We start from the raw sequence: 16,728 nt of genomic DNA on the forward strand, positions 1-16,728 counted from the left end.
GGCGGGCCCCCGGCCCCGTGGGGAGCGGGCGCAGGTCTACGGGAGGCGGACGTACGGGGTCGTGGTGGTGAGCGCGGCGAAGCCCAGGCGCTCCAGGACCGGACGGCTCTCCGCGGAGGCGTCGACCTGGAGGTACCGGCAGCCGTGCTCCGGTGCGGTCTGCCGGACCACGGCCGCGGTCCGCTCGATCCGGGCGCCCGGACCGTCGGGCCGCGCTCCCCTGCGGACCTCGGCGTCGAACAGGGCGAGGAGCGCGGCGTGATCCATGCCGACCACTCCAGCACGGCGGCGCCGTCACGGGCAACCGAAAAAAGGGCGGGCCCGGCCACCGGCGTCCGCCCGGCCCACGCCCACGGCCGGCTCCGCCCCCGCCCCCGTCGGCGCTGCCCCTCCCCGGCCGGTGCCGGACCGGTGCCCCCCGACCTGCCCGGGAACGCGTCGGGAATCGAACGGCGCGGTCCGCGGGTTACCTTGATCGGCAACAGTGGTCACCCGCGTCGAGAGAGGCCGGTCATGGTCGTGAAGGACAGCGAACTGCCCCACCTGCGCCGCTGCGTGGAACTGGCGGCCGAAGCGCTGGAAGCGGGGGACGACCCCTTCGGTTCGGTCCTCGTCGGCGGGGACGGCACCGTGCTGGCCGAGGACCGCAACCGCACGGCCGCCGGGGACCGCACCCGGCACCCCGAGTTCGCGCTGGCGCGCTGGGCCGCCGAGCACATGGCCCCGGCCGAACGCGCCGCCGCCACGGTGTACACCTCCGGCGAGCACTGCCCGATGTGCGCTGCGGCGCACGCCTGGGTGGGCCTCGGGCGCATCGTGTACGCGGCCTCCTCGGCGCAGCTGACCGACTGGCTCACCGAGTTCGGGGCGCCGTCCCCGCCGGTGCGTCCGCTGCCCGTGGCGGAGGTCGCACCGGGAGTGGAGGTCGCCGGGCCCGTCCCCGAACTCGCCGCAGAGATCAAGGAGTTGCACCGGCGGTACCACCGCGGCGACGGCTGACCGGGGGCCGGGACCGGGCCGTTCCGAGATGCAGGGCCCGATCCCCGGTGTCTACCATCGTCGGGACAGTCAGACCAGGTGCCGCGTCCCTGGTCTCCCCGACGGGGGACGGCGTATGCGCTCGCTTCCGGCGACCCGCCTGATGGCGGGCTACACAGCGTGGATCGTCGTGGCGACCGTCGTGTACCTGGCGGTCCCCGCGACCTGCGCGCCGCTGTGGGCGGCCATCGGCCTGTCGGGCGTCGCCGCCGTCGCGGTCGGCATCCGGGTCAACCGGCCCGCGCACGCCTGGCCGTGGTGGGTGCTCGCCGGAGGACTGTTCACCTTCGTCGCGGGCGACACCTACTACAACGTGATGGAGGAGTTCTTCGGCGCCTCCAACCCCTTCCCGTCCCCCGCCGACGCGCTCTACCTCACTACCTACCCGCTCTTCGCCGTCGGACTGTCCGGCCTCATCCGGTACCGCTTCCCGGACCGCGACCTGCCGAGCCTGCTGGACGCGCTGATCGTCACCGCGGGCCTCGCCCTGCCGGTGTGGGTGTTCCTGGTGCAGCCGCTCACCGAGGTGCAGGGGCTGAGCTGGCAGCAGCGGGCGATCAGCATCGCCTACCCGCTGGGCGACATCCTGGTGCTGGCCCTGCTGGCGCGGCTGCTGAGCCCGGCCCCGCTCAACAGTGCGGACCGGTCCATCCGGCTGCTGGTGATCGGCACCCTCGCCCTGCTCGTCTTCGACATCGGCTACGGCATCCTCCAGCTCAGGGCGATGTGGCAGGTGGGCACCCTGCTGGACGCGGGGTGGATCGTCTTCTACGCGGCCTGGGGGCTGGCCGCGCTGCACCCCTCCATGGTCCGGCTGACCACCGCGCTTCCCCAGCGCCGTTCCCCGTCGCTGTTGCCGCCGCCGCACCGGCTGGTCGTCCTCGCGGTGGCCACGCTCATCGCCCCGGCGATCCTGCTCTACGAGGGGGTGACCCGCTCGGCGCACGACGCCACCGTGATCGCCGCGTTCTCCGCGGGACTGTTCCTGCTGGTCATCCTGCGGCTGGGCAGCATGGTCGTCGCCCACCGCCGTGCCGTCTCCCGCGAGCTGGCCCTGCACGGCACCGGGGCCAGCCTGGTGGCGGCGGTGCGCCCGAGCGAAGTGGTGTTCTCCTGCCAGACGGCCGTGGACCGCGTCCTCGGCCCGGGCGTCGGCCACCGGACCCTGCTGCTGCCCGCGGACCGGGTCGCCGAACTCGCCCCCGAGGGCACCCGGCTCGTCACCCCCGACGACCTCGGCCCGGAACTGGCCACCGCCCTGCAGGGCATGTCCGCCGTCCTGGTGTGCCCGATGACGCAGCCGGACCGCCCGGCCGAGCGCGTCCCCGGGGTGCTGCTCGTGGCGGGCCCCGAGCGGGCCCTGGCGGAGGCGTGGGGGCCGCTGGAGATCCTGGCGTCCCACGTCGGGCTGGCGATGGAACGGCTGGTGCTGCGCAAGGAGATCATCCGGCGGGAGAACGAGGCCTACTTCCGCACCCTCGTGCGCAACGCCTCGGACGTCATCCTGATCGTGGAGGACGACGACACCATCCGCTACGCGAGCCCCTCCGCCGCGTCCGTGTTCGGCACCTCCGACCTCACCGGCCAGTCCCTGCCCGGACTGCTCGACCCCGCGGACCGGCAGCGCGCCGTGCGGGAACTGGCGGCCGTGCGGGAACGGCAGACCCGTGCGGGTCACGACCACTGGTGGGTGCGGCGCCGCGACGGCCGGGTCGAGGTGGAGGTGCGGTGCAGCGACTTCCGTGGCGAGCGGACCGTGGCCGGACTGGTGGTCACCCTGCGGGACGTGACCGAGCAGCGGCGGCTGGAGCACGAACTGACCCAGCGCGCCTTCCACGACGCGCTGACCGGGCTGCCCAACCGCACCCTGCTGCTGGAACGGATCGAACGCGCCCTGCTGCGGGGCCGCCGGGAATCGTCCCTGGTGTGCCTGCTCTTCATCGACCTGGACGACTTCAAGCTCGTCAACGACACCCTCGGGCACGCGGCGGGCGACGGCCTGCTGGTCGCCGTCGGCAACCGCCTCTCCCGGGCCCTGCGACGCACCGACACCGCCGCCCGGCTCGGCGGGGACGAGTTCGCGGTGCTGATGGAGGACGCCCGCGAGCCGAGGGACGCCGAGGTGCTCGCCGCGCAGATCATCCAGACCGTCGGCCGGCCCTTCGAGCTCGCCGACGAGGCGGTCACCGTCTCCGCCAGCGTCGGGCTCGCCACGGCCTGCGACAGCTCGGACGCCCAGGAACTCCTGCGCCACGCCGACCTGGCCCTGTACGCCGCGAAGGCCGCCGGCAAGCGGCAGTGGCGGCGCTTCCGGCCGCTGCTGCAGGACCGCATGACCGAACGGCACGACCTGCAGACGCAGCTGGCGCGGGCCGTGGCCGGCAAGGAGTTCACGCTGCGCTACCAGCCCGTCGTCGACATCACGGCCGGTGAGGTCGTCGGCTTCGAGGCCCTGGTGCGCTGGCCGCAGGCGCCCCGCGCGTCCGTACCGCCCGAGCAGTTCATCGGGCTCGCCGAGGAGACCGGGCACATCGCCCCGCTCGGCTCCTGGGTGCTGGAGAACGCGGTCAACGACATCGCCGGCCTGCAGCGCACCCACGGCGCGGACCGGCCGCCCTACGTCAGCGTGAACGTCTCGGCACGCCAGTTCCGGGACGCCGGGTTCGTGGAGCAGGTCGGCGAGGCCCTGCGCACGCCGGGCCTGGTGCCCGGGTCCCTCCAGCTGGAGCTGACGGAGACGGTGCTGCTGCGCCACGACGACCGGATCCGGTCGGTGCTGGACTCGCTCAAGGACCTCGGGGTGCACATCGCGGTCGACGACTTCGGCACCGGCTTCTCCTCGCTGCGCTACCTGCGCGACTTCCCCATCGACGTACTGAAGATCGACAAGACCTTCATCGACGACATCACCCAGGACACCCAGCAGGTGGCGCTCGTCGAGGGCATCGTGCGGATCGCCGACACCCTCGGACTGCAGGTGATCGCCGAGGGCATCGAGCAGTCGGACCAGCGCGACCTGCTGGCCGGCATGGGGTGCCGCTTCGGCCAGGGCTACCTGTACGCGCGGCCCATGACGGTGGAGGAGAGCGCCCACGTGCTGCGCCGGCCCGGCCGTCGGCACTTCGCGCCCGGCCCCCGCCCGGCCGGACGCGCGGGCCGTCGTGCGGACGGCGCGGACCAGGCCGCGCGGGCCGCCCGGGTGCGCCAGCGGGCGCACCGCTCGGAACTGGACCGGCTCAGGCGCACCAGCCCGATGAGCGACGCGGTCCTGGACGAGGTGCGCGGACGCCACATCCGCAGCGGCGACCACTGGCTGATCGACTTCGCGTCCTGCAACTACCTCGGCTTCGACTGGGACGAGGAGATCATGGCGGCCGTCGAGCCCGCCGTGCGCGCCTGGGGCACGCACCCGAGCTGGTCACGGCTGCTGGGCAGTCCGCGGCTGTACCCGGACATCGAGGAGCGCCTGGCCGCGCTGCTGGGCGCCCCCGACACCCTGCTGCTGCCGACGCTCACCCTGATGCACTCCTCGGTCATCCCCGTGCTGGCCGACCAGGGGCACGTCTTCGTGGAGGCGACCGCGCACCGCACCCTGTACGACGGCTGCGTCGTGGCACGCGCCCAGGGCGCCACCCTGCACCGCTTCCACGCCGAACGGCCGGGCGAGCTCAACACCCTGCTGGACTCGGTGCCGGCGGGCACCCCCCGGTTGGTCTGCCTGGACGGCGTCAACAGCATGAGCGGCAACATCCCGGACCTGCCGAACCTGGCGGCGATCTGCCGGGCCGCGGGCGCCACCCTGTACGTGGACGACGCCCACGGGTTCGGGGTGATCGGCGAACGCGGACCCGACGAGCCGTGCCCGTACGGCCTGCGCGGCAACAGCATCGTGCGCCACACCGGGGAGAGCTACGACTCGGTCGTGCTCACCGGCGGGTTCTCCAAGGCGTACTCGTCGCTGCTGGCGTTCCTCGCGCTGCCGACGGACCTGAAGAACCGGCTGAAGACGGCGGCGGCGCCCTACCTGTACTCGGGGCCTTCCCCGACGGCGTCCCTGGCCACCGCGATGGCCGGCCTCGACGTCAACGACCGGCGCGGCGACGCCTTGCGGGCCGACCTGTACCGCAGGACGGTGCGGCTGCTCGACCACCTGGACGGCCTCGGGGTGGACACCCTGAACACCGACCGGCTGCCCATCGTGGAGATCCCGCTGGCCGACCCGGACGACCTCGACGCGGTCGGCTCGTTCCTGTGGGACGAGGGCATCTACGTGACGCTGGCGGCCTACCCCCTGGTGCCGCGGGACCGGGTCGGCTTCCGGGTGCAGATCACGGCTCTCAACTCCGACGAGGACATGGACCGGCTGGCCGGGACGCTGACCCGGCTGGTGGCGCGCTTCCCGCTGCGGGCGAAGGCGAGGGACCGGACGTCATGACCACCCACAACGACGACGTGGACTGGGACCGCTGGCCGGTCGCCGACTACCTGGCCGAGAACTACCGCGACGTGCATCCGTCGGACGCCGCGGTGATCGCGCACCACAGCGCCTACTACCGGCGGCTGCCACGCGGCTCGGTGGACCGGTCGGTGGAGTTCGGGGCGGGCCCGAACCTGTATCCGCTGATCCTCGCGTCGGCGGTGAGCCGGCGGATCGACGCCGTGGAGGCAGGGGCGAGCAACGTGGCCTACCTGGAGCAGCAGCTCCAGCACCGCCCGGACGCGAGCTGGCAGGAGTTCCACGCGCTGTGCCGGCGGCTCGAACCGGACGTGCCCCCCACCCTCGCGGGAGCGCTCGCGCCGGTGCACGTCGTGCACGGGGACGTGCGCGACCTGCCGCCGGGCAGGTACGGCCTCGCCTCGATGCACTTCGTCGCCGAGGGCGCCACCGAGGACCTCGCGGAGTTCGCCGCCTTCTGCCACGCCTTCGTCCGTACGGTGCGTCCGGGCGGCCACCTGGTGGCGGCGTTCATGGAGAACATGCCGACGTACCGCATCGGCCCGGCCTCCCGCTGGCCGGGCTGCCCGGTCGACCCGGACACGGTGGAGCGCGTCTTCGCGCCGCTCGCCGGCGAGCTCGTGGTCACCCGCATCGACAGCGACACCACCCTGCCGGACTACGGGGACTCCGGGATGGTGCTGCTCACCGGGGTGTCCCGGGGCACGGCCTGACCGGGGGCCCGTGGGCTCGTGGGGGCCGTGGGGGCCGTGGGGCCCGGCCGTGCGGTGTCGTCAGCGCTGGGGCCGGGGGCGGGTCAGCGCTGCGGCCGGGGGCGGGAGCGGCGGTAGAGGGCGGCCCCGCCGAGGAACAGGGCCGCACCGGCTCCCGCCAGCGCGGCGGTGCCCTCGGAACCGGTCTCGGCCAGCTCGGTCCGCTCGGTGTGCGGAGCCGGGACGGGGGCGGGGAGGGGGTGCGGGGGCACCGCGGACGGCGGGGGCGCCGGGTCCTCCGTGTCCTCCTCGGCGCAGGTGTTGCCCAGGGCCGGATTCAGCAGTCCCACGACATCCGCCGTGTTCCCGCAGGCGTTGACCGGCAGGTCCACCGGCAGCTCGACGGTGTTGCCGGAGACCAGGCCCGCCGACCCGGTCGCGCTCCCCTCCGCCCCGGCGTCGGCGTGCGCCGGCCCGGCCACGGCCAGCGCGCCGGACGCGGCGGCGAGGACGATCATGCCGCTTCGAGTGATCCGTCCCATCGTTTCCTGCCTTCCGGACGTCGTCGCGGGCGCTCGCCCGCACCCGGCTCAACGCGGGGACCTGCCGACGGATGCGGCTCGTCCGGACGTCGTCCCGCGTTCACCCCCTCGGGTGGCCCGCGGCTCGAACCCCGGGCAAAGGCGTCGAACGCGCACCGGTCCCGCGGACCGCCCGCGGTGCCGGGCCCGTCCCCGTCCGGCCGACAGGCGGGTCCGGCGGGGTCCGCCTAGGGTGAGCGGGGGCACCGGTTCCCGGTCCGCCGCGCAGCGCTGCTGGAGGCATCCATGCTGAGCAAGCTGTCCACGCGACCGCCGGTCCGCAGTTGCGCGGTGACCGGCGCGGTCGGGCTGGCCCTGCTGGGCCTCGGGCTGCCGGCCGCGGTCACCGCGGAGACGACCGGGCGGGACGAGCCGAATCTGAGCCGGTTCTACGACCAGCGGATCACCTGGTCGAAGTGCGACGGCATGGAGATGCCCGAGGACCTGCAGTGCGGAAAGATCACCGTGCCCGTCGACTACGCCGCACCCGGCAAGGGCACGCTGGAGCTGGCCCTGGCCCGCTACCGGGGCACCGGCGACCCGCGCGGTTCCGTGGTGGTCAACTTCGGCGGCCCGGGCGGTTCCGGCGTCCTGGGGCTGGCCCACGGCGGCAAGGAGTTCATGAACCTCACCGACGACTACGACGTGGTCTCCTTCGACCCGCGCGGGGTCGGCCGCTCCGCGCCGGTCAGCTGCGGCGCGGAGGCCACGGGGCAGGCGCTGGAGGCCACGGACGGCGAGGACCTGAACCCGCGCAGGGCCATGACCCAGCTGCGCGAGGTGGCCGCCGAGTGCGCCGAGCACTCCGGCCCGGTCCTCCCCCACATCGGCACGGTGGACGTCGCCCGCGACCTGGACGTCATGCGGGCGGTCCTCGGCGACGAGAAGCTGAACTACCTGGGCTTCTCCTACGGCACCCGGCTGGGCGCGGTGTACGCGGCGCGGTTCTCCGACAAGGTCGGCCGGTTCGTGCTGGACGGCGTCGACACGCTGACCGAGCCGCTGGCCGAGCAGGGGCTGGCCGCCGCGGCGGGGCAGCAGCAGGCGCTGGCGTCCTTCCTCACCTGGTGCACCGAGGACATCGCCTGCCCGTTCGGGCAGGATCCGCGCACGGCGCGCCGACAGGTGGTGGACCTGGTGGAGTCCCTGGACGACAACCCGGTGGCCACGGACTTCGGCTTCGAGTTCACCGGTCAGGACCTCGCCGGGGCGATGGGCCAGGGCCTGTACAGCAGGGAGTTGTGGCCCCTGCTGCAACGGGCCCTGGCCCAGCTGATGGAGGACGGGGACACCCGCGGCGTGGAGGCGTTCGCGACGGGCGGGGTGACCGCTCCGCTGCCGGTGCGCGGGCACGAGCCGCTCGCCGACGAGGAGGAGATACCGCTGGACAACCTCCCGGCGGCGCTGATGGCGGTGAACTGCGCGGACGACCCCGACCGCCCGTCCGCCGACGAGATCACCCGGGCCCTGCCCGGGCTGCGCGCCCGCTACGAGAAGGCCTCGCCGGTGTTCGGTCCGTACCGGCTCGCGCAGGTGCTGATGTGCTACGGCCGCCCGAAGGGCACCGACTACATCCGCGAGCACGTCAAGGACCTGGACACGCCGAAGATGCTGCTGGTGGGCACGCGGGGCGACCCGGCGACGCCGTACCGCTGGACGGTGGAGACGGCCGAGCGGCTGGGTCCGTCGGCGGTGGTGCTCGACAACCGGGCGGAGGGGCACACCGGGTACGGCTCGTCGACGTGCGTGCAGCGCAAGGTCGACGACTTCCTGCGCTACGGTTCCCTGCCCCGCGACGGGAGTTCGTGCGGCTCCGAGCAGGACACCGCCGGCTGAGCGGGACCCGCCGTCCTCGCGGACGTGTCCGGACTTTCCCCCCGATGCCGTACTCGGGAATCGGTTCTATGGTGCTGTCATGGAGCACGATCTGAGTCCCACGACCCTTGCCGAGCTTCGCCGTCCGCGCCCCTACCCCGCGGTGTCCGTGCTGACGCCGACCCACCGGCGCGATCCCCTCAACACGCAGGACCAGGTCCGGCTGCGCAACATGGTCGCCGAGGCCAAGAAGCAGCTGGAGGCCGACCCGTCGGTCAGCCGGGACCGCCGGGCCCAGGTGTTCCAGGAACTCGACCGGGCCCTGTCCGAGGTCGATCTGAGCCACACCGAGGACGGCCTGGTCATCTTCGCCGCCCCGGGAGAGCACCAGGTGTGGACGCTCGCCCGCTCCGTGCCCGAGCGCGTGGTGCTGTCGGACACCTTCCTGACCCGCAACCTGGTCTCCGCCCACACGGCCGAACAGCCGTTCTGGGTGCTCTCCGTGTCGGCCGACCGCGCCACCCTGTGGAGCGGCGGGGTGGACCGGGTCGTCGAGGAGACCGCCGGCGGCTTCCCCCTCGTCCGCTCCGAACCGAACTTCGACCCGGAGCGGCAGGAGCGGGTGGGCGACCAGCCGAGCAACTTCCGGGACGAGGACACCCGCCGGTTCCTGCGCGCGGCCGACGCGGCCGTGGCCGAGGTGCTGCGCGACCGGCCGCGCCCGCTCTACGTCACCGGGGAGCAGGCGGCGCTCTCGCTGCTGCACGACGCGGGGACCGTCACCCGGGACGCGGTGCACGTCCCGCACGGCGGACTGGCGGACAGCACGCCCGACGCCGTGTGGCAGGCCCTGCGGCCGGTGCTGGAGGAACAGGCCCGCCGGCGGACCGAGGAGGTACTGGAGGCCCTCGAGGCGGCGCGCGGCCGCAAGGCGTACGCCGCGGGCGCCGACGAACTGTGGCGCAGCGCGCGGGAGGGCCGGGTCGGGCTGCTGGCCGTGGAGGAGAACCTGCGGCTGACGGTGCGCGACGACGGCGAGCACCTGGTGCCGGCCGAGGACGGCGACCTGGACGCCCGCGAGGACATCGTGGACGAGATCGTCGAGCAGAGCCTGGAGACGGGCGCCGAGGTCCACTTCGTCCCGGACGGCACCCTCGGCGACGAGGTGGGCATGGCCGGGGTCCTGCGCTTCTGAGCCGGCCGGCCGGGGGCCCTCCCCCCGGCCTGCCCCGACCGTGCACAGGTGTGCGCATCCCGAACACCTGAATGACGCATGGTGCGGGAGGGGACGCAGCGTCAACTACCCTTGCACGACAGGTGGATTGGGCCCTCGGGTCGGGCCGGCGAAGGTACCCCGGAGTAACTCCGCGAAGACCGTGACATATGCCGGAGGCACCGCCGTATCGTGTGTTGCCGAATCCCTTACGGGCCGTCGCGCGCTGTGCGACAGTCGTAGCGGTCCCACCGCCTCTGGCCGTACCGTCCCGCATCGGAGTGCGTCATGCCGTCCCACCTCTCCGAGGACCGCCCCGCGGCCCGGCCGCCGGGACCCGGCCCCGTCGACACGTTCCTGACCCGGGCCCGCCGCCTCAAGGGCGACGTGGACGCCGCGCGCCGGGGCACACCGGCGGACGGAACCGGCCCCGAGGTCCGCTGGCAGCGCGCCCTGTACGACCTGACGGTGCATCAACTCGACGACGTCGGACGGTACCTGGCACAGCTGCGGGACGGCCCGCCGGGCACCGGCGGTCCGGCGTCCGCCGGGTCCTCCCCGTCCGGGCGCACGTCCCTGCTGAGCCGCGTCGGCAGCGCCGAGTGGAACCTGCTCACCGACGAGGCTACCTGGTCGGAGGAGCTGTTCCGCATCCTGGGCCGCGACCCGGGTACCGCCCCCCTCACCCTCGACGAACTGCCCTCGCTGGTGCACGACGAGGACCGGCCCACGCTGACCGGGATGGTCACGGACTGCCTGATCGACGCCCGGCCCATCGACGGCGAGTTCCGTGTCGTGCACCCGGACGGTGCCGTGCGGACCGTGCACATGATGGGTGAACCGGTGCTCGGCGCCGACGGCGGCACCTCCTCGATGTGGGCCGTGCTGCGCGACGTCAGCGAACTGCGGCGCCACCGCCGGGCGGTGAGCGAGAGCCGGGCGTCGCTGCGCGCCGCGCAGCCCGCCGCCGACCCGCCCGGCGACCGGCTCGCCGGCGAACTGCGGGACGCCGTACGGCCGGTGTGGCGCGGCTCCCTGCGGTTACCGCCGGCCGGGCCCGGCGCCCTGGAGGTCGCCGCGCTCTCTCTGCCCGCCTCGGGGGCACCCGGGAGCGGCGGCGACTGGTACGACGCCCAACACCTGCACGACGGCACCGTGCAGCTCGCCGTCGGCGATCTGACCGGCCAGGGCATCGCGGTGCCCTCCGCGCTGGCGATGCTGCTCGGCGCCGTGCGGGCCCTCGGCACGGCGGGCACCGCGCCCGGACCGCTGATGGCCTGTCTGAACCGGTTGGTGGACGCCGCCGTCCACCCGGTCCTCGGCAGCGCCCTCTGCCTGCGCTACCGGCCCGGCTCCCGCTCCCTGGTGTGGGCGCAGGCCGGACACCCCGCCCCGCTGCTGTTCCGCGACGGGACGGGGCGGACCCTCGACACTCCGGACGGCGTGCTCCTCGGCGCCGCCGCCGACCCCCGCTTCGGGGAGGCGTCCACGACGCTGGAGACCGGGGACCTGCTGCTGCTGCCCACCGGGGGCCTGCTGCCCGGCCCGTCGGCAGCCGCGGGCACCCACCGGCTCCTGGCCCTGGCCCCGCGCCTCACCCGGACCACCACCGCGCAGGACTGCGTCCGTGCGGTGGCCCACGAGCTCGGGGAGGAACGGCGCGAGGACGACGGCTGTCTGCTGGTCGCCAGGGTCACCGCGTAGGGCAGGGTCCCGGACGCACGCGCACCGCCGGCCCGCGGGGCCTCCGGGTCACACCGTGGTCCCGCCGCCCTTCCCCCGCGGCTTGGGCAGCGCCCGTTCGATCTCCTCCCGCAGTTCCTCGATCCGCGGGTACCCCGAGTACGCGGCGGTGAGCCGGTACATCTCGCGCAGCCGGTCCCAGGTGCGGTGGGAGGAGTTCTGTCCCATCGACACCAGGGCGAGCCGGGCGAACCGGTCCGCCTGTTCGGGGTCGTCGGCGATGAAGCAGGCCGAGGCCATGGAGAGGAAGTCGAAGATCTTCGACCGCTGCTGGGCGTCCACCCGCAGCGCCAGCGCCTTGTCCGCGTAGTGCTGGGCGTGCGTGGCCGCCTGCGGCTCGAACTCCGCGAGCGTGCGGTACGCCAGGGCCTGCATGCCGTACAGGTCCGCCTCGTTGAACAGCTGCATCCAGCTCGGCGGCGGCACGTCCCCCTTGTCGGAGACGAACAGGTCCTCGGCCCGGCCCAGGGTGCGGCGCATCGCCTGCCCCTTGCCCATGGACGCCTGGGCCCACGCCTCGACGGTGTGGAACATCGCGCGGGTGCGCGGCAGCACCTCCTCGCCGGAGCCGGACTGGGCCAGCTTCATCAGGTCCATGGCGTCGTCCGGCCGTCCCAGGTGCACCATCTGACGGGCCGCCCGGGACAACGCCTCGCCGGCCCGCGGCCGGTCGCCGCCCTCCCTCGCGGCGTGGGCGGCGATGACGAAGTACTTCTGCGCCGTGGGTTCCAGGCCGACGTCGTGCGACATCCAGCCCGCCAGCACGGCGAGGTTGGCCGCGACGCCCCACAGGCGCCGCTGGAGATGGGGTGGGTGGTGGTAGGAGAGCATGCCGCCCACCTCGTTGAGCTGGCCCACCACCGCCTTGCGCTGGAGACCGCCGCCGCGCGCGGCGTCCCAGGCCCGGAACACCTCCACGGAGCGCTCCAGTTCCTCGATCTCCTGCGACCCGATGGGGGCGGCCTCGTACCGGTCGAACCCGGCGGGGTCGGCGTGCAGGGGACGGGGGGAGCCGGGAGCGTCGGCCACCAGGGCAGGGTCGGAGTGCAGCCAGTCGTGCATGGCGCTGCTGAGTGCGGATCCCGCGGCGAGCGCGGCGCCCGCGCCCACCAAGCCGCGTCGGTTGAGCATGAGGTCCATTCCCGTGAATTCGGTGAGGACCGCAGCCGTCCGCTCGGGCGCCCACGGCACGTCGTCGGGATGTTCCGCACTCCCGCCGCGCGACCGTTTCCCCGCACGCCCGTGCCGGACCAGACCGAGGTCCTCGATGGTCACGACACGGCCGAGACGCTCGGTGAACAGCGCCGCCAGCACCCGCGGTACGGGATCGCGCGGGATCTCTCCCATGTCGATCCACCGCCGCACCCGGGAGGTGTCGGTCGCCAGCTGCGGATGGCCCATGGCCGCCGCCTGCCGGTTGACCAGCCTCGCGAGTTCGCCCTTGGACCAGCCGGCCAGGCCGAACAGGTCCGAGAGACGGGTGTTGGGTTGTCCGCTCACGTCAAGCCCCCAGGTTCTCGGCTGAGTTGACAGTAGCCCCGGGAAAGTTGCCGGGCGACTATTCGCCAGGGTTCGCCAGGGTGCGCCAGATGGTGTGCCAGGGGACATCGGGTGTCGAGTAGGAATGCGCCACCACGACCCGGCGGCCGCGGGGACACTCCCCAGGGTGTGCCGGGCTCCGGGCCGGGTGGTGCGCTGTCGTCGCAGGCACACGAAGGGATCTGTTTCGCCCATGTACGCAGCATCGTCTTCCGTGTCCGCCCCGCCCCGGCTCCGTCCGCGTCCGGCGGACGGCGGCCCCTACCTCGCCCCCGCGCGCCCGGCGGCCCCGGCCCTGGGCGCACCCAGGGCACGCCGCGCCGCGGGGCCCGGCACACAGCCGCTCAGCGGCCGGCTCGACCTGTCCGGGCCCCAGGGCTCCCAGTTGCGCACGGCGATCGCCTCGGTGCAGCGCATCTGCCCCGAGTTCGCGCCGGTGCAGGTGCTGCGGCGGACCGGACGGTCCGTCCTGCTGGTCGGGACGACCGGCAGGAGCACGGCGGTCGCCAAGTGCTTACTGGACCACTCCCCCGCCTGGTCGGAGCGGATCCGCCACGAAATAGCGGCCTACCGCTCGTTCGTCCGGCACCGCCCGCCCGTGCGGGTGCCCCGGCTGATCGCGGCGGACCCGGACAACTGCACACTGGTGATCGAGCGGATGCCGGGCCGGGCGGCGGCGCTCCAGCGGCACCCGGTCGAGGCACCGCCGCGGGCGGACATCAGGGCGGCCCTCGGCGCGGTCTGCCGGCTCAACGCCTGGCGCCCGCCGGCGGGCACGTTCGACGCCCCGCTGGACTACGCGGCCCGTATCGCCCGCTACCACGAACTGGGCCTGCTCACCGACCGGGACCTGGGCGACCTGCAGAAGCTGCTGCACGGCATCGCGCACGCGGCCGGGCGGCAGGGCATGGGCCAGTTCTGCCACGGGGACGCGCTGCTGTCCAACATCCTGATGTCCCCGGCGGGCCCGGTGCTGGTCGACTGGGAGCACGCGGGGTGGTACCTGCCGGGCTACGACCTGGCGACGCTGTGGGCGGTCCTCGGGGACGCCCCGGTGGCCCGGCGGCAGATCAGCCAGATCGCGCAGGCGGCCGGACCGGCCTCCCGCGACGCGTTCCTGGTGAACCTGATGCTCGTGCTGACCCGGGAGATCCGGACGTACGAGACGGCCGTGCAGCGGTCGATGCACGACCCGGCCCCGAGCGCGCCCGGAGCGGCCCAGCCGGGTGCGGCGACCACCGGCGAGGAGCAGCGGCTGCTGCTGCGGCGGCTGCACGACGACTGCCAGCTGGCCCGCCGGGCCGTGCGCGCGGCGGTCGGCACCCGCTGAGCGGGGTGACGGTCCGCGCGGCGCCCCGGTGCGCGGTGACACGGCTTCGCGGTAGGACGAGGTCCCACGAGGTCCGCGGTACGTCCGGAACACGGACGCGCCGCGGACCGTTCGTGTTCCGGCGGCGCGTCGGGCTCGTGCGGCAGGGACCGGGCGGGAGGCGTGCGGCGGGGAGCGGGCGGGGGCGGAGGCTCAGCCCTGCTGGAACAGCTCCGCGGGCAGGGGCTTGAGGAGGGCGTACAGGTCGTCGGTGATGGGACGGTCCCAGGCCGCGATGGTGACCAGGACCTTGTCGCTCCGGTCGAACTGCACGCACGAGATGCGGCTCTCGGAGAGCTTGACACGGCGCACGATCAGCAGGTTGTCGCCCTGCATCACCGGCACGTCCTCGGTGCCGACGACGGTGATGTCCTCGTCGTTCTCGAGCGCGAGCAGCAGCTGCCCGACCTCGAAGGGGATCTCGTCCTCGGGGACGTCGCGCGCCGGGGAGCCCTCCGGAAGGTTGCCGATGATCATCGCGGGGCCTCGGCCGCCGAACAGGTCGTACCGCAGGAAGACGCCCTGGCAGCTGCCGTCGGGGGCGGGCAGCAGGCCGGCGCCCAGGTTGCCGGGCCAGTCGCCCGGGTCCATGGCCAGTACGTCGAAGTCGGGCCCGGCGGGCGTGGCGCTGCGGCGGCGGAGGAACGACATGCCGCCATGGTACGTGGCCGGGCCGCGGTGCACGTCGTGGGCCGCCGCCCCGTCCACGCGTCGCACGGACGTGCGAGCGTCGGCGCGCGGGCCCCGGCGCAGCCCCCGTCCTGCTGCCGGAGCGGGTCTACTCCTCGGCGGGAGCCGGCGGGACGACCGCGACGGGGCTCGCGGCGTGCAGCAGGACCGCCTGGGTGACGGAGCCCATCATGCGGGCCGGTGCCAGCAGCCGCCGCCGGTGGCGTCCCACGACGACCAGGTCGGCACCCCGTGAGGCGTCCACCAGGTGGCCCGCCGCGTCGCCGGGCAGGGTGAGGACGTCGACGGCGACCTCGGGGTGGCGTTCGCGGTGGGCGGCGAGGAAGCCCCGGGCGAGGACGCGGTTCTCGTGTTCGACGGCGTCCTGGTCGATGCCCGGCGGGGGCATCTCCCCGGGCAGCATCCAGGTCTGCAGCGGCCACGGGTAGGCCGTGACCACGGACAGCCGTGCGCCACGCAGGGCCGCCTCGCCGAGGGCGAAGGCGAGGGTGGCCTCGTCGGGGCTGTCCACGTTGAGCCCGGTCACCACCCGGGGTCCGGGTGCGGGCGGGGCGTCGTCCTCGCTCTCACGGGGGCGGGGCACGACGACGACCGGGCACTCGGCATCGCGGGCCGCGGCCAGCGAGTTGGAGCCGAGGAGCAGACTGGCGAAGCCGCCGCGCCCCCGGGAGCCGAGCACCAGCAGCCCCGCGGTGACCCCCAGTTCCGGCAGGACCGCGCCGGGGGCGCCGTCGAGGGCGGTGTACTCGACCTCCGGCAGGACGGTGCGGCCCTTCAGGTGGTCGCGCACCTGCTCCAGCACGGCGTCGTCGTCCGGATCGGGCGGCGCCGCGGCCAGCGCCTCGGCCTGCGGCCAGGGGGCGTACTGGCGCACGTGCACCACCCGCAGCGGGACTCCGCGCCGGTACGCGGCGTCGAGGGCCCAGTCCAGGGCGCGCAGGCTGTCCTGCGAGCCGTCGACCGCCGCCACGACCGGCTGGATGCTCATGGATGACTCGCCTCCGGGGTACGACGTTCGGTCCGCCGGGCCAGCCTGGCTCAGACCCGGCCCGGGTACGGTGTTTCCTCCCGCGTGTCCGGAAAATCGGCGTGAACACCCGTCGGCGGACGGGCACCTCGCGCGCCGCGCACCGGATCCCGTGAGCCCGCCCGCACGGGACGACTCACGTCAGGTCGAACTCCCCCTCGCGGGCCCCCGACACGAACGCGCCCCACTCCGCCGGGGTGAAGATCAGGGAGGGGCTCTCCGGGCGGCCGCTGTTGCGCATCGCGATGAAGCCCTCCACGAAGGCGATCTGGACATCGCCCAGGCCGCGGCTGCTGGACTGCCACTGTGCGTTGCTGAGGTCCAGTTCCGGCTTGTCCCAGCCCGTCAGCGGGCGTTGTTGGGTGGTGCTCTCGGCCACGTCCGTGCTCCTCCCGGCTTCGTCGTCCGCGGCCAGCCTAGCGACCGGTCCCGGCCCTCGACAGGCCACGTGAGGAGTACCTTTTCCGGACTTCGCGCCGGACCGGCGTGGGCCACGGTCCCCGTTGCCCGCCGGCCGGCCGGCGGGCAACCGGCCGGCCGGCGCGGACGAGGGCGGGGACGGGCG

12 protein-coding genes and 1 pseudogene are annotated in these 16,728 nt (G+C 74.3%); 7 read left to right on the forward strand and 6 right to left on the reverse strand.

Translation table 11 applies throughout. The features are described from left to right. Window positions 1-141 precede the first annotated feature (141 nt). Window positions 142-267, reverse strand: a pseudogene (locus AB0F01_RS29915) (GNAT family N-acetyltransferase); the annotation flags it as partial. Window positions 268-513: 246 nt separating this feature from the next. Here AB0F01_RS29915 and AB0F01_RS29920 point away from each other — a divergent pair. From AB0F01_RS29920 to AB0F01_RS29930, 3 genes are all read left to right on the forward strand, one after another. Further along, window positions 514-999: a nucleoside deaminase gene (locus AB0F01_RS29920; protein ID WP_362102168.1), complete on the forward strand. Its 486-nt coding sequence runs from the start codon at window positions 514-516 to the stop codon at window positions 997-999. 142 nt (window positions 1,000-1,141) lie between these two features. After that, window positions 1,142-5,473: an aminotransferase class I/II-fold pyridoxal phosphate-dependent enzyme gene (locus AB0F01_RS29925; RefSeq protein ID WP_362102203.1), complete on the forward strand. Its 4,332-nt coding sequence runs from the start codon at window positions 1,142-1,144 to the stop codon at window positions 5,471-5,473. After that, window positions 5,470-6,207, forward strand: a complete 738-nt coding sequence (locus AB0F01_RS29930) for a class I SAM-dependent methyltransferase (RefSeq protein ID WP_362102171.1) — start codon at window positions 5,470-5,472, stop codon at window positions 6,205-6,207. The genes AB0F01_RS29925 and AB0F01_RS29930 overlap by 4 nt, the downstream gene beginning before the upstream one ends. 83 nt (window positions 6,208-6,290) lie before the next feature. Here AB0F01_RS29930 and AB0F01_RS29935 read toward each other — a convergent pair whose 3' ends face one another. Continuing rightward, window positions 6,291-6,728 (reverse strand): chaplin, encoded by a 438-nt coding sequence (locus AB0F01_RS29935; RefSeq protein ID WP_362102174.1) that lies wholly within the window; start codon window positions 6,726-6,728, stop codon window positions 6,291-6,293. 285 nt (window positions 6,729-7,013) lie between these two features. Between AB0F01_RS29935 and AB0F01_RS29940 the strand changes: the two genes are divergently transcribed. The 3 genes from AB0F01_RS29940 to AB0F01_RS29950 all read left to right on the forward strand — a co-directional run bounded on the left by AB0F01_RS29940 (window position 7,014) and on the right by AB0F01_RS29950 (window position 11,499). Then, on the forward strand, window positions 7,014-8,603 hold the full coding sequence (locus AB0F01_RS29940; RefSeq protein ID WP_362102177.1) for an alpha/beta hydrolase: 1,590 nt from the start codon (window positions 7,014-7,016) through the stop codon (window positions 8,601-8,603). Between the two features lie 79 nt (window positions 8,604-8,682). Beyond that, the gene (locus AB0F01_RS29945; protein WP_362102180.1) at window positions 8,683-9,777 is read left to right on the forward strand and encodes a chemotaxis protein; all 1,095 of its coding nucleotides are present in this window, start codon (window positions 8,683-8,685) and stop codon (window positions 9,775-9,777) included. 306 nt (window positions 9,778-10,083) lie between these two features. Further along, on the forward strand, window positions 10,084-11,499 hold the full coding sequence (locus AB0F01_RS29950) for a SpoIIE family protein phosphatase (RefSeq protein ID WP_362102183.1): 1,416 nt from the start codon (window positions 10,084-10,086) through the stop codon (window positions 11,497-11,499). A 48-nt stretch (window positions 11,500-11,547) separates the two neighbouring features. On the opposite strand, the gene AB0F01_RS29955 is transcribed toward AB0F01_RS29950, so the two are convergent. Beyond that, window positions 11,548-13,038: a hypothetical protein gene (locus AB0F01_RS29955; protein WP_362102185.1), complete on the reverse strand. Its 1,491-nt coding sequence runs from the start codon at window positions 13,036-13,038 to the stop codon at window positions 11,548-11,550. A 232-nt stretch (window positions 13,039-13,270) separates the two neighbouring features. On the opposite strand from AB0F01_RS29955, the gene AB0F01_RS29960 reads away from it, so the two are divergent. After that, the gene (locus tag AB0F01_RS29960) at window positions 13,271-14,407 is read left to right on the forward strand and encodes an aminoglycoside phosphotransferase family protein (protein ID WP_362102187.1); all 1,137 of its coding nucleotides are present in this window, start codon (window positions 13,271-13,273) and stop codon (window positions 14,405-14,407) included. A 192-nt stretch (window positions 14,408-14,599) separates the two neighbouring features. Here the strand turns inward: AB0F01_RS29960 and AB0F01_RS29965 are convergent, their stop codons facing one another. From AB0F01_RS29965 to AB0F01_RS29975, 3 genes are all read right to left on the reverse strand, one after another. After that, on the reverse strand, window positions 14,600-15,097 hold the full coding sequence (locus AB0F01_RS29965; protein ID WP_362102190.1) for a hypothetical protein: 498 nt from the start codon (window positions 15,095-15,097) through the stop codon (window positions 14,600-14,602). Window positions 15,098-15,224: 127 nt separating this feature from the next. After that, window positions 15,225-16,124, reverse strand: a complete 900-nt coding sequence (locus tag AB0F01_RS29970) for a universal stress protein (RefSeq protein ID WP_362102192.1) — start codon at window positions 16,122-16,124, stop codon at window positions 15,225-15,227. Window positions 16,125-16,299: 175 nt separating this feature from the next. After that, window positions 16,300-16,542: a DUF397 domain-containing protein gene (locus AB0F01_RS29975; protein ID WP_362102195.1), complete on the reverse strand. Its 243-nt coding sequence runs from the start codon at window positions 16,540-16,542 to the stop codon at window positions 16,300-16,302. Window positions 16,543-16,728 lie beyond the last annotated feature (186 nt).

Source organism: Streptomyces sp. NPDC029526 (assembly GCF_040637405.1).
In the GTDB taxonomy this organism is placed as follows: domain Bacteria; phylum Actinomycetota; class Actinomycetes; order Streptomycetales; family Streptomycetaceae; genus Streptomyces.